Consider the following 17643-nt stretch of genomic DNA (forward strand, 5'->3'; position numbering starts at 1 on the left):
AAACCCAATACAAAAAGATGAAAGTACTAAGAGCAAAAGATCAGAAGCAAAAAAAGAAACTAAGATTAAGTTTCTTTTCACAATTGAAATTAAGATTAAAGTATTTAATAGCGCGAATTAAATACCGCAGTTCCACCACTAAAAGAGAGCGTGAGCTAGACAGTATCAACAAGAAATTGCAGGGTGCTGCCGTAAAACAAGAGATAAATCAAGAGCTCCTGAAAATTGAAATTATTGGCTTTATTCGAAGTAAACTAAATCTAACCAGGAGATCTAAGTATATTCCATTTACAGTAAAAAACCAATTGGAGGTTAAAGGTATGGTTGAAGCTGAATATGCAGATCGAATGAAAAAGTATGGTGTTAAGATTAATGATAAACTACAATTTGTGTAATGAATCACGAGCTTCACATACCAGAATTGAATAAAACCTATTACATGCCTTCTGAGTTATCTGAATGCTCAGGAATGCAATACATAGAGGTTTGTGCTTTACTCTTTGATTATCTTCAGGGAAATCTGTATTACGAAGAATTACGGGTGCAAATGGTATGCCGTCTTCTTGGGTTTAAACCTAAGGAAGAGAAGAATCAGGATGATCAAGAAGATAAGGATGCCAATATTTATTTAATTTCTACTTACCTAGATTCTTTCTTTGATGACGAAACCACAGGTGAAGGTGTAGCTGCAGAAACTAAAAAAGTACTTAGGTTAAATTTAGAAGAAGATCCTATTCAACAATTTACACCAATAAATAAAACGTATGTAGGTCCTGGAGGATTTAGCAACATGACTTATGGTGAGTTCTTAGACGCTTTAAGATTGTTCCATGAGTTCCATGTATCTGGTGAAATTGATGTATTGCATGAGTTGGCAGCTATTTTATATCGCCCTAGCAAAAATGGGGAGCAATTACCTTACAATTCTACTTCTGTTGCAAAAAGAGCTAAGATCTTTAAAAAAACAACCATAGGCTTTAGTTATGGAGTTTACCTCTATTTCGCTTCATTTAATAGCTTCCTAACTACAGCTGTAATTCCATGGGGAAGCGTTGATATCGATTTCAGTATTCTCTTTGATGAAGTGAAAGAAGAAAGTATGTATCCTGGCATTGGTATGGATAGCGTAGCCTTTGCATTGGCCGAAAGTAACACCTTCGGAGATTTTGAAGGTGTGCGTAAAACCAACTTTTGGGTTATCATGGCCCGATTGTATGATTTAAGAGTAAAAGAGTTAAGAGAAGAACAAAAAAATAAGAATAAATGATTCTAATAAGTGATATCGAGAATTACATTCAGAATTCAATTGATAGGCTACTGGATGATGAAGGAGCTAAAATGTTTAATTACTTTCAGACCGTTTTAGACGATTCTGAGCTGACTAAATTCATGAAAGATGAATTTAGCGGAGAAAAAAACACAGGGCTTTTTTTAGTTATTCCTCGTTACGATGGATCCGGTTCTGAAGATGCTTTTCTGTTCCAGACCAGGTTAATGATATTTTTTGTAGATAAAACAGATTTTTCAGAACATGATCATGCCTCCTATATTCAGATTTTCAAAGATGTTCAGGTGAAAGTGAATGCTTTCATTGATTTAATGATAGAGCAAAAGTCTGATGGGAAATACTGTGAAGTTCTTTCGTTTTTAGAAGAGAGATCTCTAAGTGTTAATCCGGTATGGAAAAAGTCTGGCTGTAATGGTTTTGTGATGGAATTTGTTTTGTAAACAGTTTTTAATGTCGTATTTTTACGACTTAAAATAATAGCCATGACAAAAGAAAACATAGAAGAAAAGTTTAATGAAGTACTTAATAAAAGAGGAGCTTTAACCAAAGCAGGAGTATCAAAAGCAAAAGCCTATGATTGGCGAAAAGGTCGTTCGTCAATTTCCTTTGGGGAAAAGCTCGAAGTGTTGTTTAACCTTCAAATAATAGAAGTAAATGAATCTACTGCAGCAGAGAGAAAAGCATAAGAACGATATTCTCGAAGGTAAATTTATACGTAAAGTATCTGGAGAGATCGCTACGGAAATAGAAAAGGCGCAAGATAGTTTAATGACTTCTCGTGGTTTTTCAGATGAAAACTGGCAAGAACGTTCGTTTGCTTCATCAGACAAAGGAATAGTCTACACTCACTTAGGTCGTCATAGGTTTGTAGATATGCGTACACGAAATACCCAAGAAGGTAAGCGCAGAAAGAAAAATCACCCTATTCATAATAAAATCATATTTGGACACTATAATAATTTGATCAGGGAGCTCTCGTTTGGCTTTACAGAAGCCGTAAAAGAAGAGTTACGAGGGCTAGAAGGGTAATTTCTAACCTCATTAATTATTATATGAAAACTCAGAAACAAAAATCCCTCAAACGTGCTTATGATGTATTCTATTTTTGGTTTACGGTTCTTTTAGAATTAGATGATATGAACGATCCGGAGTTCAGAAAAGAATATCTTCAAGCATTAGAAACCCTTAATTCCCTGAAAGATGAAGTGAAAGCTTCTTGATATAGCCACCGTAATGGTGGCTTTTTTATGCTTTGCTGTTTTTTGTTTACTTTTACTATATATAACTACCAAAAGTATAAACATGAAAAAAACTACACTTCTAATGGTGCTGCTAGTAGCACTTCAGTCTTGTGGTACTATCATTACTCCTATCAACTTTGAAAGAAGAAATTATGATAATGTACCACTGGATAAGATTCTGATCAATGAAATTGGAGAAACTTTAATTACAAAAGGACAGGAAGATTATCAAAAAGCATATGAAATAAGTAAAATTCCAGAATTTAAAATCAACCTTGTAGAATTTCCATATAAAGAAGGTGATATATTACCATTAATGGGAGAGAACAATAATTATTTGTTGTACTATGATCCATACAATACGGCGACAAATTACGATGAAATAGGTTTTGCAGAGAATAAGAAGACTGGTGAAATAAAGCCTTTTATTTCTTCCGCTGCTGGCTTTTATCCCAAAGGTGTTCCTGGTATAGAAGTAAAAGAAAGTACGTATGTAGATCCTAAATGTAATGACTGCTTTAAACAAGAATTCGTTTTTAATGGTAAGGCTAATAATGTTCTGAAATTCATGTACAGAGAATATGTGAACGATATGGCTAGACCTGCATTTACACAAGAATTACAATATGACTTAACGGAAGGTAATACTATAGGATTTAAAGGTTTGAGAATTGAGGTAATCGATGCTTCCAATACAAGTATAACCTATAAAGTTCTCAATTCCTTTAATTAATGTGAGCTACCACCATTTTAAAAAATATAATGATCCTTGGTTCCTGATAGTTATTATTGTCGTGGCAGGTATTATTATTCTTTATGGTTATTTAAGTGGTGAATTGTAATGTACAAATATTTTTCACTAGCTTTGTCTTGTCAAAGTTAGTAACCTGAGCTATTAAAACATCAGGAAGAAAAATATATTTAAGGGAGGTGTCCGGTTATGGGCATTTCGGTGTCTGTGTTCAAATCGTAAGGTCCGGGAATTTCTTCACCCAGGTGACTGACTTTGACAACACCTCCCCATTTATTAATAATAAATTTTCAATCTTATGTCAAAGTCAGAAAATCAAAAACCTACAAATTTTAAATTCGTATTTCAAACAGGTGCGAATAGAACTCTTAGAAATTATAACTTCAAAAAGGCTCTGGAAGTTATACTTAACAGTGAATCCGATCGGGAATGTATTAAAATTGTTTTTTTAGATACCGGAAATGTTTGGGCCTATAGCAAAAGTGCTGTAAATGCTTTTTTAAATGGAGAGCTTCTATACGAAGAACTAGAAGAAAGATATCAATGCGATAATGTATATAGAAATACTGAAACCGTAATTGCAGAAAACCGTACTTCTTATTATCCTGGTAATCTCTGGTGCAAAAAAGAAGATCATCTAGTCTTGGTTGATGATGATGATTACATTATCACCGAATATTCTAACCTTTTTGAAGTTGTAAATTAAATTTATACTTTTGCACCCGTTTTTGTATTTTGATACACCGATAGGTTAAAAAACACTTAAAAAGTGTAATAAAACATGTATTTAATCGACTATATAAGAACTTTAACTTGTGTATGTAGATAAAATATTTAATTTTAACAGACCTATAAAACTAATATTACTTAATCATGGACTACATTTTAAAATTTAATAATGCTATTCTGAATATTGTAGATTCATTTACTGGAGAGTTAAATAATTCTACAGAAGAGGTAACAAAAATGAGAAAAGAGGTTTTTGACATTTCTATTATTCCTAATCCAGGCGATGATAAAAAGCGCTTAAAGGGAGATTTTAATAGAGTTTTGTTAGACACTAAAAAAGCCCAGAGAAAATTAAGGGAAGAAATTTTAGAGGAAAAATAAAATGGCTAAACAAAGGCGTAGAGCGCAAATAACCCGCGATAAAAATCAGCAAGGACATTATGTTGAAGAAGTTTTTGATGATAATTTATTGCCTGATGCAGCTGAAATACGTCAATTACACGAATTAGATCCCAATATTATTGAATGGCTCAAATCTAGAGCAGAAAAAGAACAAAATTTCAGGCATGATGTTTACATCAAAAGGGTAAATTTAGTAGCTAAAACTGAAAAAGGTCTTAGATGGATCAATTACTTAGGTTTATTTTTTTCTTTTCTGTTACTAGCTGGAGGAATGTACCTTTCATATTTTTTAATTGAGCATGATCATCAGGTAGTAGGGACGATTTTTACTGGTGTTACTTTAATAGCTATAGCTTCATTATTTATGAGTAAGGTTAAAAGTAACAATGGAGAAAAAACAAAAAAATAATTATTTATCAAGTTAAAATAACTTTAAGCCACCTAATAAGGTGGCTTTTTTCATGTTACACCTAAAGACTTCATCTTTTGCCACTTTAGCCAAAGCTAAAGAATCGCTACCATGGCAAAGACAATCACAGATGAAGAAATTAAACTCTCCATTATAATCAATGGAGATCCTGCTCAAAAACAATTACACGATTTAGACAAGTCTACTCGAACCTTAATAAGTGACAACAAAAAACTAAGAGATGAGCGTAGAGCTTTAGAACGTGAAGGAAAAAAGCATACTGCCGAATGGAAGCATTTAACTTCAGAAATAAACGCTAATCAAACTGAAATAGATAACAACAGAGCAAAAATGAAAGGGCTACAAGATCAAATCGGTATATCCGGTATGACTATGAAGCAACTTAGAAGTGAAGCTCGTAAACTTCGTGTTCAATTAGATAATGCAGTACCAGGAACAGCAGCTTACAAAAAATATGAAGCAGAATTAAAAGTAGTTTCTACACGTTTAGATGAATTAAAAGGAAAAGCAGCTTTAGCAAAGTTCTCTATAAAATCTTTGGCGGATGGTTTTAACCGTTATGCCGCGTTAGGCGCTTCTTTTATTGCTTTTCTTACTGGAGTGGTACTCTCCATTCAAAATCTAATAGATATATCCGGAAAGCTTTCAGATGCGCAGGCAGATGTACAAAAGACGACTGGCTTAACAAAGGATGAAGTTAATGAGCTAACAAAGTCTTTTGGGCTATTAAAAACGCGTACAGCTCGTATAGAATTGCTGAAACTGGCAGAAGAGGCTGGGCGTCTCGGTATTAAAGGCACCGAAAATATACAGGCGTTTGTAACCGAAGCCAATAAAATGAAAGTTGCCTTGGGAGATGATCTTGGGGAAACTGCTATTCGAGATGTGGGTAAAATGGTAGATATCTACAGAGTGGGTGAACAAACGGGAAGAGATTTCGCGGGTTCTATGAATGCTTTAGGTTCTGCTATTAATGAAGTGTCTGCTTCTGGATCTAACCAGGCAGGTTTTTTAGTAGACTACCTAAAAAGACAAGCAGGTATTGCTTCTCAAGCTAGAATTTCAGCTGCAGATAACGTTGCTTATGCTGCCACTTTCGATGAAATAGGTCAAAGTGTAGAAGTTTCTGCTACTGCAATGAACAAGGTTTGGGCCGATATGTTTCAAGATCCTTCTACGTATGCTAAAATAGCACAAATGTCTGTTAAAGACTTCTCTACTCTTTTACAGACTGACGCTAACGAAGCTATGCTCCTATTTCTTGAAGGGTTAAATAAAGACTCTTCCGGACTCCAGATACTTTTAGAAAAAATGAAAGATTTGGAAGTTGGTGGTTCTCGTGGGGTAGCTGCTTTAGCTGCTCTATCTAGTTCTACGAATTTACTTCGTGAACGACAACAACAAAGTAATAAAGCTTTGGAAGAAGCTACTTCACTTACTAATGAGTACAACCTTAAGAATAACAATTTAGCCGCAATGTTAGAAAAAGTTAAAAGAAAAGTTATTGGTATGGTTACTCCAGAGGGGTTTGTTAAGTGGCTAGAAGACTCCGTTACGTGGTTTGCTAAATTCATTGGTGCTGCAGAGGATGCAGATGGTTCTGTAGGTAAATGGAGAAAAACACTTGTTTTTACAGCTAAGATTATTGCGGTGATAACTGCTGCCCTGGTAACTAATGTAGCATGGCAAAAATTAGTTTTGTTATGGACCAACCGTAACACTGCCGGAACGGTATTATACAATGCAGCTGTAAGAGCTCGCGCAGTTGCTGAGGGAATAGCTACTGTTGCAACTCAATCTTATGCTGCTGTGACTATGTTACTAAGTGGTAATTTAAAAGGGGCTGTCCAAGCTCTTAGAATTATGGCTACTACTCTTAAAACCACGCCTTGGGGTTTAGCTTTAGCTGCATTAAGTGCTGTAGTAGTAGCGTATCAAATGTTTTCGGAAGAAGTGACAACTGCCTCTAAGATTCAAAAAAATATTAATGATGTTCATGTAGATGCATTAAAGAGGATTGATAATGAGAAAAGAGAGCTTGAGAAACTTGTAGGTGTTATCAAAGATGAAAATACCTCTATGGAGGATAAAGAAACTTACCTGAAAAGGCTGAATGCAATTATACCAGATCACATAGGATTTATAACTAAAGAAAATATTGCCACTGCTGAAGGTAAAAAGATTCTCGATGCATATACGGAAAGTTTATATAAGAATGCGCGTGCGCGTGCAGCTCAGGCAAAATTTGATGATTTAGCATCGCAAAGAATAGATATTGAAAATACTACCTCTAAAGATTACAATAGTAGTGTAGATAACTTTTTCGAATCTATCTGGAGGAAGTTTGGTGTAGAATCTACTCATATGAAAGATCGTAGTGATGTAGAAGAATTGGTTGCAAAAATGTTAGGTATAGATGCAAAAACAATTGAACGTGTAATTGATAAAGAAACCGGGCAGGTTGTAGGTTATGCCAATAAAAAAGTAGAAAAATTAGTAGCGCAGACTATGGCTGAGAGCGGACTGGATGAAAAAGAGAAGCAGCTACGTGACATTGATGCGCAAATGAAAGCATTAGAAGCTGATATCAAAACCGGTTCTAATGTTTCTTCAGATGGACCGAAAGAAGGAGAGACTCAGGTGATCGACGGGGTTACGTATGTTTATAGAAATGGAAAGTGGGTGCCAATTGTAGTTACGTCTCCAGATGCGCCAAAAGACAATCGATATCTGAAGGGCTTGCAAAAGCAATTGGACGATGCGTATGAGGCTGAGAAAAAGGCTCAAAATGATCGCTTACAATTAATTTCTGATGGTTTTCAAAAAGAAGTATTACTTGAGCAGGAAAATCATAAGAACAAATTACATGATCTGGAAGCTAGGGCTAAAGAACTACAGGACCTAGAAAATCAATTAAATTCAGACTTAGCAGATCCTAGCAAGAAACTAACTTCAGAAGAGCGCTCTACAATAGCCGCTACCAAAGCAGCTATTAAAGAGGAATTAGCTCAAATAAACGATCAAATTGAATCTGAAGAGGCACTGCACCAAAATCGTTTGGGAACTATTTACGCTAATGGAGTGTCGGACGCAGTAAAATTAGCGAAGGAAAAATATGATCGAGAAAAGGTAATCAGAGATACAAATTATGAGGAAGCCTATGCCGCGCTAGAGAATAATAAAAAAGCTCAAAAAGCACTAACAGAAAAATACAATCAAGAGGAACTCAGGGCTCAAGAAGAGTTCTTAAAGAAGCTTCTAAAAGATTATCAGGTCTTACTTGATGATAATGGAACCGGGGGCTTGAATCTTGAATTGTTAACTGAAAAACAGAAACAAGAAATCCTTGATAAAATTGCTGAAATAAAAAAGGCTTTAGCTGAATTAAGAAATAAAGGAGGTGCAGATCCTTTTGCTTCAAAAGGGTTAGATAATAGAGTTGATTTACTGGGAATGACAGCGCAGGATTGGAGTAATTTATTCAATAATTTGAATAAAGGAAAAATTCAATTCGAAGAGCTTTATGCTGTTATAGGCGTTCTTCAAAAGGCATGGAAAACATATAATGATTATATCACCGCTTCAGAGAATGCTAAAATGGCGCAATATGAAGCAAGTCAAACAGCTCAAAAGGAAGCTTTAGATAAACGATTGGCCAATGGTTTTATAAACCAGCGACAATACAATGATCAACTGGAACAGTTAGAAAATGATCTTGATAAAAAGAAAGCTGAATTACAATACAAACAAGCTAAGCGCGAGCGTGATTTAGCTATTGTGTCGGCAATTACAAATACGGCTCAAGGTGTCAGTAAAGCATTAACGCTTGCATGGCCATTGTCTATGGTGGTAGCATCGTTAGTAAGTGCTATGGGACTTGCTCAAGTGGCCACAATTCAAAAACAAACGATAGCTAAAGGTTACGAAGAGGGATTATATCCTGATTACGTGAAGCGTGAGCAGGATGGTAAAATGTTCAAGGCTTCTTATGGTGGTAAAACCAAATCGGGTATAGTAAGTAAGCCTACTTACTTCTTGGCTGGAGAGGGTAGTAAACCTGAAATTGTAATTGATAATAATGCCTTTAGAAAAATGAATCCTGAAGTTAAGGATGCTCTGATTAGGGAGCTACGCGGGGTTAAAGGTTTTGAAAATGGTCTTTATAATGATCATCTAAAACGTTATGAAGTTCCTGTAGGTTCTTCTCCAAAAACATCTAGTAGCAGCTCACCTACCACAGATGCAATACTATTAAAGGTGATGCAGGTAATGGAAGAAAATACCGCTGTAATGAGTGAAATAAAAGAAAGAGGAATTGAAGCTAGAGTTTCAAATAAAGACTATAAATCAATGAAAAATATTGATGAAGGTGTGAAAAATTACAAAAGGATAATTAATAAAAATATAGTGTAATGGGGTATGATCATTTTACTAATAACAAGACATTTTCATTGGCTTCTGTGAATGTGGCTTGTAATAAATTAATAGATTATTTAGAATTAAAATTTGCAGATGAAATCAAGAGGAACAGCATTGGTTTAACGGGTAATTCAGCAAGAGCTTTAACCGGGTTAAATGTAGAAGTTAAATGTATATCCTTTATTACCGCAAGTGAGATGATGTACAAAGATCTTGTAAAGTCGATAGATGATGTACTATCCGGATCGTCAAAATTGGTCTATAAAGATCGAATTCAATACAAGTTAAAAGAGACCTATCTAGAGGTGTGGTTTTCGTCTTCTGCTGTTTCATTTCAAGTATTAAACAATATTCAATATCAAACAATTTCTGAAATCCCTGAAAACATAAACTAATGCCTATACCTATTTCTCCAACTCCTGGTTTTAATCCTTCAGATAACAATGATCTGTATTTTGCTGATTGGGTAGTGCTCCCTTCAGTTTATAATTTAACGTATTCTCAAGGCAATGATAGTCCTGCAGATATCAATGCCGTAATAGGAATTAAAAACTTCATCGCAGATGAGTCTTTCAATTATGATTCATATCGCATAAAATGCGAAACTAATTTCTCCAACGATATTTTTGCAATCGTATCTGGAACTGTTGCTGATACTGGTGAAAATGGATTGCTTTTATCTGAAGCTAATCTAAATACAATTTTAAATATAAATTTCAACGGATTAGGATTGTTGGATGTTGGTGACTATTCACTTACGGTTATTTATAAAGCTTATGGTTTATCTGGAGAAACAGAGGTTTATCTAGAAGAGAAAACCGTATCGGTTAATTTAACGGTAGTGTCTGAAGACACTGCTTATGTAACACCTGTAAATACTTATTTTCAATATTCTGAAGGTGGTTATGGTATTGAAACTATTGTAGTTTCAGCTGAAGGAGATTTTGAAATAAAAGTACCTTCTCAATTTACTTTGACTGCTGAAGGGTTGACATTAGATAATGTTTACCTGACTACAAAAACTTATGTTGGTTCTGGTTCTATGGAAATAAGTGTGAGCGTACTTAATTTACTGTTATTTCAAAATAGCATCACCTTTAATAGCTGCTCTATAAGTAGCAATGGTAATATTTCGAATTTCTATTTTATTAGAAATCAAGAAGAATCAGATCAACCAATGGTTGTTTTTCCGGAAGCTCTAGAATTCGATGTTTTTGAAGGTTCTTCAGTTATAGATCCAAAGGATCTATTTATTTTAACGCAAGAAGATTTTACAGTAGATGTTTTTATAGGCTGGGCATATAGTTCAGTTATTCAAGGAAATGGACCACAAGAAATTCAAGTAGGTATAGTAAGTGCATCTAATTTCTCTGTGGGAAGTTATGAGGGGTATATAACTGTTTCTTCCGGTGGTGATAGTCTACAGGTTCCTATAGTGGTGAATGTGTTGCCGTTTTTTAATACAACTTTTTCGGAAAGTTTAAATTTCACTTTAGATGATCATTATGTAACCGTCAATTCTGTTGAACCAAATTCAATAGTCAATGTGGTTATGTCTATGAAAATTTACAATTATGCGTCATCTTCATATGTAGATAAAATATATAAAGGATCTGTTCCTGTTTTTGGAGGAGAGGCGAAGTTTTATCCTGGTACCATAATAGAAACTGCAATCAAGAAATTAAATGCTCCGGCAGATTATCTCGAAGGATCTATATCAGATCTTGAAGGAGTATTTCCTGTGTATAAACCCGCCAAAGTGTCTATATCACTTGAAGAAATGAATATTGACACTGAAGAAGTGATCAATTCCGGTACTGTTAATAATGTTTTGTGGCTTAAAGGGGTTACTCCGGAAGGCTTTAGTTCTGAAGGAATTCTAGAAGTGACAGATGTTTCTGAGCGTGTTACTATCAATTCCATAGCTACAGTGAGTTTTGCGAAACTTCCTGGTGTCTACCAGATAAAAACATTGGTAAATGATGAGGAGGAATCAATAGAGTATTACAATGCGTCGGATGAGTATGTGTTTACTTTATTAAAGAATTTTAATTCCTATGCTCAAGGAGATGTCATAGAAATTATAATCATGACCGAATTAGGTAACTATACAAAGAAATTTATAGTCTTTCCAGATTCAAAAAACAGTAACCTTATAGCCTGGAGTAATGAATATGGTTGCTTGAAGATTTTTGAATTTACTGGTGACTATACACTGAAAGATGAATTAGACTTTATCTCAAATACTTCATTTAAAAATAATGTTCAGTTTAGTGAAAACTTGGAGATTTTAAAGAACAATATTTTAACTATCAATACAGGATATGTTTTAAGCACCGGTTATGAGATTATCAGTTCTTTAATGTATGCAAAGAAAGTTTGGAAATTGTACCAGGGAAGTTCCAAGGTTCTACTATTGAATAGCACTACTACTGAACTTGAAAATAAAAGTTCAGATCAAGAGCTTTTCTATTATGATGTTGAATTTAAAATAAATGCAGACTATGTTTTTCAGGTTTTCAAATTCTAATTATAATCTAGATCTAAAACATTTTTCAATTACTCAAATTGAAAAAAATTACTGGTTTTACTCTAATTTTTTTACAAAATCCACTTATCCGATTACGATTACTATTGATGATGAATTAGATGAGGCTATGGGGTTTATTTTGGACCATAATTCAACGGAGAAAAAAACATACTTCAATGGTTTGTTCTTTCATGATGGAAAATATGAAAAAGCTGTCATGGACCTAGAAGATTTAGAGGGCAGAAATGCCACGGTGCAAATAATATTTGGTTTTGATGAGCTTCCCAATTGGGATAAGAAGCTTTCTGAATTACCTTTAGATATAATAGATCTGGAAACCAATTTAGCAGATCATGCAGGGACTATAGTAAATCAATCTTGGCCATCGGTAAATTATAATTTCCCGCTATTGCATACAGATGATTTTGATACATCTTCAGAAGAATGGGGAGATTTTTTGGGTAAAATAAATAATTATGTGAATAATCAGTTTGTCCAAAATGTAGTGGATTTAGATGATGGATCAATAAAGAATAAAAACATTCTGCAACCATTACCTCATTTGCTGTACGTTTTGCAGGTGGGATTCCAAAATGCAGGTTACAACCTATCAGGAGATATCCTGAATATCCAGGAGCTTCAGAAAGCTTGGATATATAGTAAGTCCGATTATTATTCAAACACGCGAGAGGATAGTGATGAAGTGGCTGTAATGGTGGAAGATTATGAAACTACTTTTATCTACGCTACTGGTGAAGGCAATTATAATGGCGCATCCTTTTATACCACGATGTGTAAATATTTTCGAACCATAGAATTTCCTATGAATGGCAAATATAAAATTGCAGGGAATGTTCATTCACGGAGATTTCACAGCTATTGCTATACGAGTTTTAAATTTGGAGAAGATCTTCTTCAGGAAATTGAATATGACCATAGTGCTATTGTAGAGTACGATTTAGATGCGATAGATTTTAATGTAGATATTACAGATTTTGAAAATCAAGTTGTACTTATTTCTGTAGAATCTAGATTTCTAACTTCTGCAGTTGATTATTATGAAGATGGTTATATAGTGGATCTAACTGTGACACCTCTTGAAGTTTATGACAATAGTGGTGAAATAGTTCCGGCCTTGTTAGGAGCCAATAAAATAGATTTGACGAAGTGTGTTCCAGATATGACTTTTGGAGCTGCTGTTACTGCTGTTAGAAATTGGTTCAATTTATCATTAGAGATTGAAGGATCAGATATCTTGATGAACTTTATAACTAAACAGGTAAATAAGTCGTCAGCAATAGATCTGTCTAATTTTGAGGTCAAAGCTCCAGTAAGAAAATTTAATAAGGGCTTATCATGGGAATTAAAATTTAAGGATGTAGATAGCTATGAGTATTCCTTTACAAGTATATTTTATAGTGAAAATGGTATAGAAACTTCTGGTTACAGTTTAACCGATAAAACAACTGAGGTTACTATAGACGCACTTCCTCTTCCATTATCTTTTAAAACCAATACAACTAGTGCATATACTGTTATTGATGGAACAGATCGTCTATGCTTGGTTTTGTATGATGGCTTGGTTTCAGATAAAAATCAAAGTTTGGATTCTTCATCATTGTTGGTTCCTGCAGTGTTTAATAATTATTGGAAAAATTGGTTAAAAAATAGAATTAATTCTGTTTCCTATCAATGGAGCTTTAAGGCTTCAATGATGGATGTAATTAATCTTTCTAACAAATCTGTAATTTTCGCATATAATAGATTCCATTTGGTAAATACAATTGAAAAAACAAACGAAACCTTAATGACCTATGAAATAGAATTGGAGCTTGAGTCTATTTGATTTTTATGAGTTTTTCTAGAAACTTCAGATCTGTGTTTGCTTCCACTCGGGTTATATGAGTATAAATCATGGTCTCTTTAATATCGCTATGTCCTAGTAATTGCTGGAGGTGTTCTACTTTGCCTCCGGCAATTAAAAAGTTTGTTGCAAAGGTGTGTCTAGCAACATGAAAAGAAACTTTCTTTTTTATGTTGCTATTAATCATGATTTTTTTGATTTCCTTGTTTGAAAATTGATTAGTCAGTTTATTTTCAAAAATTAGAGGGTATTTACAAATTTCAATTGCTTGTTCTATTAATTGAATTCTTTGCAACTTTTTAGTTTTTTTAGCCGTAAATGAAATAAAGCCTTCTTGAATATCTCTACGCTCTATATTCATTACATCCGAAAATCTCAACCCTGTATAGCAACTAAAAAGAAAGTATCCAAGCACTAGCTTTTGCGAAGGATTTATAAATTTAGATAAGAAGTATTCGTGTAGTTTTATAACTTCTTTTGGAGAAAGATATGTTTTGTTTCCATTAGTATTACCTCCTTTGACATCACGTGGATCTATTTTTAGTTTTATTCCATTTTTAGAAGCTAAAAAGAGGTATTTTTTAATCACTTTAATGTTACTATTTATAGTGGTGTCGTTTTGCTTCTTCTTCTTGTAAAACTTTCTATAATCTGAGAAAAAATCAAAATCTATATCTGAGAAAAGCAGCTCCTCTTTTATCTGTTTTACTTTGTTATAGACAGCCAAGTGTCTTTTGTAAGTTCCTGGAGCAAGAATAGGTCTTTCCTCTTCTATAGCATGTTTCATAAAAGCACAAAAATTGACTCTGGGCATACCTTCTTGAAGTTCTTTTCTAAGAGTCGCCGGAGTTAATTGTCGTTCACTAAGTCGGTAAGTAGTCTTTATACTAGTGAGTTTTCCAGAAATATTATCCAGAATTAAATTTATGTCCATTGTAGCGGGAGTTGTTCCCTTGAGTCGCTGTTTTTTCTTATCCCATTTTTTCTTATTCACGAAAATTTTCAAAGGGATCCTTTCTCTCTGATCACCATGAGTAATTGAAAGGTATACGTGAGACAGTCCATCTTTATTAACGGTCTGTCGTACATAAAATCTAGTATTCATTGACACATAAAATTTCTTTGTGTCAATCAGTGTGTCAAAAATTTGATCTTGTGTCAAAAATTTCATTAGAAAAACGCTTATAAGTTAAACTTAACAAGTTGCTTATTAGTGTTTTATGTATTTGGTAGTGCTTAATGAAACTTTGACTAGTGACCCCGGAGGGATTCGAACCCCCAACCCTCAGAGCCGAAATCTGATATTCTATCCAGTTGAACTACGGAGCCTTAATTACCTTTATTTAGGATAATTGTTTTTTAACTATGGTAGAAATGGTTTTACCATCTGCTTTCCCTGCCAATTCGCTAGAAGCCATCCCCATTACTTTCCCCATATCTTTCATGCTCTCTGCTCCGGTTTTTGCTATAATTTCATTTATAACTTTTTCCACTTCTTCTTCAGAAAGTTGTTCTGGTAAAAACTGTTCTATTACAGCAGCTTGTGCAACTTCTGGCTCTGCTAAATCTGCTCTTCCCTGCTCCGTATAAATAGCAGCGCTATCTTTACGTTGCTTTACAAGTTTTTGTAACATTTTGATTTCTTCATCCTCTGAAAGTTCTTTAGAACCTGCTTCGGTTTGCGCTAACAAAATAGCCGATTTTATAGCTCTTAATGCTTCTAACGCTACTGAATCTTTTGCTTTCATGGCTGCTTTCATGGCAGTCATCACATCTGCTTGTAAACTCATCTTTTTAATTTTTTGAATTGCGAAATTACTAATTTTTTACTGATAACTCGTCTTTTTAAAAAGCTATTTTTATCCTTCAAAGGGAACAAAAAAAGCCCAAAGCATTACACCCCGGGCTTTCTTTATATAACTAGATAAAATTAATCTACATTGTCATGAAGAAAGGAATTGTTGCTACGTAACTGCAACTCATCATTACTATCTTTACTCAAAGATAATCTAGAGGCATTGCTAATAGTTGGTTGCGGATTTAAGTCAATCCCCATTCTTTTATACGCTGGCTCCTTCTCTATTTCTTCTATTTTGTTAATATTATTATTAAACTTATAGTTGAAATCTTTCAGTTTTCTTCTACGCTCATCTGCTCTGCTTCTAAGTGTATCTGAAATTGGAATATTGAAAGGATCTACATCATCCTGTTCTTGTTCCTGAACAACTTCTTGCGCTACTGTTTTCTTTTCAAAAACTATAGACTCCTCTTTTTTCTGAATTGGTTTTGCAGGCTCTTTCTTAACTTCTGGCTGAACCTGAGATTGTGGCTTTGCATTTTCCAACTCAGCTTCAAAATCCATATAATCTTCCAAGCTATAACGAATTTCTCCGTCTTCGTTAGCTGTTGGAGGAACTACTTCTAAAGCTTCTTTTACTTCAATTTCTTCTGTTTCTTCCGAAAGATCAAACATGATTACATTCTCCTTTTCGTCTTCCATTTGAGCCACCGCATCATCTATTTCATCTTCCTCGAAAGGCATATCGAAACTCAATACAAATTGATCTTTTTCTCCCTCAACTTCTGGCTCTACATTTTCTTCGATTGAATTGATTTGCGCCGTATCTACAATCACAAAATCATCTTCTTCTAGAAAAGAATATTCAGATTTTTGCTCAAAAGATTCGTGCGCTACTACATCAATTTCTTTTACTTCATCTGTAGTTGATACATAACCGTCAAAAGTAGGCACAGGCTTCACAACCTCTTCCTCTACTTCTTCTTCCAAAGTATGCTTGATTACTTTTACTTCCTCCTCTACAGGAGCTTCTTGAACAACTGCATCCTGAGCATTTGGAGTTTCTTCAGCTATTGGAGCATCTACTTTTTCAATTTGATACGTAGAAGCCGTTGCTTTTGGAGACAAGCTTTGAGTAGCTCTCTGCTCATCTTCCAACGTATGAATTATCTTTTTTGCTTCAACATTTACAATATCATGCTGCTGCTCTAGGTTAAAACCCGTAGCAATGACGGTTACAGCAATGGCATCTCCCAAACTGTCATCTTCACCAACCCCCATAATGATGTTGGCACTATGCCCTGCTTGATCTTGGATATGATCATTGATTTCACCAATCTCATCAATAGTAATTTCTTCTGCTCCGGAAACAATAAGCAATAAAACATTTTTAGCACCTGCAATTTTGTTGTCGTTTAACAATGGAGAATCCAATGCTTGAACAATTGCTTCCTGTGCTCTATTAGTCCCTGTCGCTTGTGCAGATCCCATAATGGCCGTACCACTATTAGATAACACGGTTTTTGCGTCGCGAAGGTCAATGTTTTGTGTATAGTGATGTGTAATAACTTCGGCAATACCACGCGAAGCCGTAGCCAACACTTCATCTGCCTTGGAGAAACCAGCTTTAAAACCAAGGTTACCATACACTTCTCTTAATTTATTATTATTGATAACAATAAGAGAGTCTACATGTTTACGTAAATTCTCGATACCTTTTTGAGACTGCTCATTACGCATTTTCCCTTCGAACATGAAAGGCATGGTTACAATCCCAACGGTAAGAATATCAAGATCTTTTGCAAGTTTTGCTATCACCGGAGCTGCACCAGTACCAGTACCTCCACCCATTCCGGCAGTGATAAAAACCATCTTGGTATTGGTATCTAACATTGTTTTAATCTCTTCCAGACTTTCAATAGCCGCTTGTTCTCCAACATCAGGATTTGCACCTGCTCCGAGACCTTCGGTAAGTGAAACTCCTAATTGAATTTTGTTTGGAATAGAACTGTTTTGCAATGCCTGAGCGTCGGTATTACAAATTACAAAATCCACTCCTTTAATCCCTTGTTGAAACATGTGGTTGATAGCGTTGCTACCGCCACCACCTACACCTATAACCTTGATTACGTTACTTTGGTTTTTTGGTAAATCGAACGAAATGTTTCCGAAATCTGTGTTGTTCGTCATA

Annotated in this window: 17 protein-coding genes and 1 tRNA gene; 14 read left to right on the plus strand and 4 right to left on the minus strand. The window is 34.6% G+C overall.

Annotation, left to right across the window (positions count from 1 at the left end; translation table 11 throughout):
- Nucleotides 1-17 precede the first annotated feature (17 nt).
- The 14 genes from BM383_RS08570 to BM383_RS08630 all read left to right on the plus strand — a co-directional run bounded on the left by BM383_RS08570 (nt 18) and on the right by BM383_RS08630 (nt 13636).
- On the plus strand, nt 18-395 hold the full coding sequence (locus tag BM383_RS08570; RefSeq protein WP_093024720.1) for a hypothetical protein: 378 nt from the start codon (nt 18-20) through the stop codon (nt 393-395).
- On the plus strand, nt 395-1267 hold the full coding sequence (locus BM383_RS08575; protein ID WP_093024721.1) for a hypothetical protein: 873 nt from the start codon (nt 395-397) through the stop codon (nt 1265-1267). The genes BM383_RS08570 and BM383_RS08575 overlap by 1 nt, the downstream gene beginning before the upstream one ends.
- Complete coding sequence (locus tag BM383_RS08580) at nt 1264-1728, plus strand: hypothetical protein (protein WP_093024722.1); 465 nt, start codon at nt 1264-1266, stop codon at nt 1726-1728. The genes BM383_RS08575 and BM383_RS08580 overlap by 4 nt, the downstream gene beginning before the upstream one ends.
- Before the next feature lie 42 nt (nt 1729-1770).
- Nucleotides 1771-1974, plus strand: coding sequence for a hypothetical protein (locus tag BM383_RS08585; RefSeq protein WP_093024723.1), 204 nt, complete (start codon nt 1771-1773; stop codon nt 1972-1974).
- Complete coding sequence (locus BM383_RS08590; RefSeq protein ID WP_093024724.1) at nt 1943-2317, plus strand: hypothetical protein; 375 nt, start codon at nt 1943-1945, stop codon at nt 2315-2317. Before BM383_RS08585 ends, BM383_RS08590 begins: the two co-directional genes overlap by 32 nt.
- Nucleotides 2318-2340: 23 nt before the next feature.
- Nucleotides 2341-2508, plus strand: coding sequence for a hypothetical protein (locus BM383_RS18820; protein ID WP_177229093.1), 168 nt, complete (start codon nt 2341-2343; stop codon nt 2506-2508).
- Nucleotides 2509-2590: 82 nt separating this feature from the next.
- Nucleotides 2591-3262, plus strand: a complete 672-nt coding sequence (locus tag BM383_RS08595; protein WP_093024725.1) for a hypothetical protein — start codon at nt 2591-2593, stop codon at nt 3260-3262.
- A gap of 316 nt (nt 3263-3578) precedes the next feature.
- Nucleotides 3579-3986, plus strand: a complete 408-nt coding sequence (locus tag BM383_RS08600; RefSeq protein WP_093024726.1) for a hypothetical protein — start codon at nt 3579-3581, stop codon at nt 3984-3986.
- Nucleotides 3987-4153: 167 nt separating this feature from the next.
- Complete coding sequence (locus BM383_RS08605; protein ID WP_093024727.1) at nt 4154-4390, plus strand: hypothetical protein; 237 nt, start codon at nt 4154-4156, stop codon at nt 4388-4390.
- Between the two features lies 1 nt (nt 4391).
- On the plus strand, nt 4392-4820 hold the full coding sequence (locus tag BM383_RS08610) for a hypothetical protein (RefSeq protein WP_093024728.1): 429 nt from the start codon (nt 4392-4394) through the stop codon (nt 4818-4820).
- Between the two features lie 111 nt (nt 4821-4931).
- Entirely contained in the window at nt 4932-9254 is a 4323-nt protein-coding gene (locus BM383_RS08615) for a phage tail tape measure protein (protein WP_093024729.1), read from the plus strand.
- Nucleotides 9254-9655 carry a hypothetical protein gene (locus tag BM383_RS08620; protein WP_093024730.1) on the plus strand — a complete coding sequence of 134 codons (402 nt, stop codon included), beginning with the start codon at nt 9254-9256 and terminating at the stop codon, nt 9653-9655. The genes BM383_RS08615 and BM383_RS08620 overlap by 1 nt, the downstream gene beginning before the upstream one ends.
- Nucleotides 9655-11790 (plus strand): hypothetical protein, encoded by a 2136-nt coding sequence (locus BM383_RS08625; protein ID WP_093024731.1) that lies wholly within the window; start codon nt 9655-9657, stop codon nt 11788-11790. Before BM383_RS08620 ends, BM383_RS08625 begins: the two co-directional genes overlap by 1 nt.
- The gene (locus BM383_RS08630) at nt 11765-13636 is read left to right on the plus strand and encodes a hypothetical protein (protein WP_093024732.1); all 1872 of its coding nucleotides are present in this window, start codon (nt 11765-11767) and stop codon (nt 13634-13636) included. The genes BM383_RS08625 and BM383_RS08630 overlap by 26 nt, the downstream gene beginning before the upstream one ends.
- Here the strand turns inward: BM383_RS08630 and BM383_RS08635 are convergent.
- The 4 genes from BM383_RS08635 to ftsZ form a co-directional block, all read right to left on the minus strand.
- Nucleotides 13629-14825, minus strand: coding sequence for a site-specific integrase (locus BM383_RS08635; RefSeq protein ID WP_093024733.1), 1197 nt, complete (start codon nt 14823-14825; stop codon nt 13629-13631). The two genes, BM383_RS08630 and BM383_RS08635, sit on opposite strands and share 8 nt — an antisense overlap.
- An 84-nt stretch (nt 14826-14909) precedes the next feature.
- Nucleotides 14910-14983: transfer RNA gene (locus tag BM383_RS08640), tRNA-Arg, on the minus strand.
- A 14-nt stretch (nt 14984-14997) separates the two neighbouring features.
- Nucleotides 14998-15444 (minus strand): GatB/YqeY domain-containing protein, encoded by a 447-nt coding sequence (locus BM383_RS08645; protein WP_093024734.1) that lies wholly within the window; start codon nt 15442-15444, stop codon nt 14998-15000.
- A 140-nt stretch (nt 15445-15584) separates the two neighbouring features.
- Nucleotides 15585-17642 (minus strand): cell division protein FtsZ, encoded by a 2058-nt coding sequence (ftsZ, locus tag BM383_RS08650; RefSeq protein ID WP_093024735.1) that lies wholly within the window; start codon nt 17640-17642, stop codon nt 15585-15587.
- Nucleotide 17643 lies beyond the last annotated feature (1 nt).

It is taken from the genome of Pustulibacterium marinum, assembly GCF_900116665.1.
Taxonomy (GTDB): Bacteria; Bacteroidota; Bacteroidia; order Flavobacteriales; family Flavobacteriaceae; genus Pustulibacterium; species Pustulibacterium marinum.

Bases quoted from the DNA above. Each gene is read 5' to 3' on its own strand.
- BM383_RS08570 (WP_093024720.1), top strand. From the start codon at position 18: ATGAAAGTACTAAGAGCAAAAGATCAGAAGCAAAAAAAGAAACTAAGA.
- BM383_RS08575 (WP_093024721.1), top strand. From the start codon at position 395: ATGAATCACGAGCTTCACATACCAGAATTGAATAAAACCTATTACATG.
- BM383_RS08580 (WP_093024722.1), top strand. From the start codon at position 1,264: ATGATTCTAATAAGTGATATCGAGAATTACATTCAGAATTCAATTGAT.
- BM383_RS08585 (WP_093024723.1), top strand. From the start codon at position 1,771: ATGACAAAAGAAAACATAGAAGAAAAGTTTAATGAAGTACTTAATAAA.
- BM383_RS08590 (WP_093024724.1), top strand. From the start codon at position 1,943: ATGAATCTACTGCAGCAGAGAGAAAAGCATAAGAACGATATTCTCGAA.
- BM383_RS18820 (WP_177229093.1), top strand. From the start codon at position 2,341: ATGAAAACTCAGAAACAAAAATCCCTCAAACGTGCTTATGATGTATTC.
- BM383_RS08595 (WP_093024725.1), top strand. From the start codon at position 2,591: ATGAAAAAAACTACACTTCTAATGGTGCTGCTAGTAGCACTTCAGTCT.
- BM383_RS08600 (WP_093024726.1), top strand. From the start codon at position 3,579: ATGTCAAAGTCAGAAAATCAAAAACCTACAAATTTTAAATTCGTATTT.
- BM383_RS08605 (WP_093024727.1), top strand. From the start codon at position 4,154: ATGGACTACATTTTAAAATTTAATAATGCTATTCTGAATATTGTAGAT.
- BM383_RS08610 (WP_093024728.1), top strand. From the start codon at position 4,392: ATGGCTAAACAAAGGCGTAGAGCGCAAATAACCCGCGATAAAAATCAG.
- BM383_RS08615 (WP_093024729.1), top strand. From the start codon at position 4,932: ATGGCAAAGACAATCACAGATGAAGAAATTAAACTCTCCATTATAATC.
- BM383_RS08620 (WP_093024730.1), top strand. From the start codon at position 9,254: ATGGGGTATGATCATTTTACTAATAACAAGACATTTTCATTGGCTTCT.
- BM383_RS08625 (WP_093024731.1), top strand. From the start codon at position 9,655: ATGCCTATACCTATTTCTCCAACTCCTGGTTTTAATCCTTCAGATAAC.
- BM383_RS08630 (WP_093024732.1), top strand. From the start codon at position 11,765: ATGTTTTTCAGGTTTTCAAATTCTAATTATAATCTAGATCTAAAACAT.
- BM383_RS08635 (WP_093024733.1), bottom strand. From the start codon at position 14,825: ATGAAATTTTTGACACAAGATCAAATTTTTGACACACTGATTGACACA.
- BM383_RS08645 (WP_093024734.1), bottom strand. From the start codon at position 15,444: ATGAGTTTACAAGCAGATGTGATGACTGCCATGAAAGCAGCCATGAAA.
- ftsZ (WP_093024735.1), bottom strand. From the start codon at position 17,642: ATGACGAACAACACAGATTTCGGAAACATTTCGTTCGATTTACCAAAA.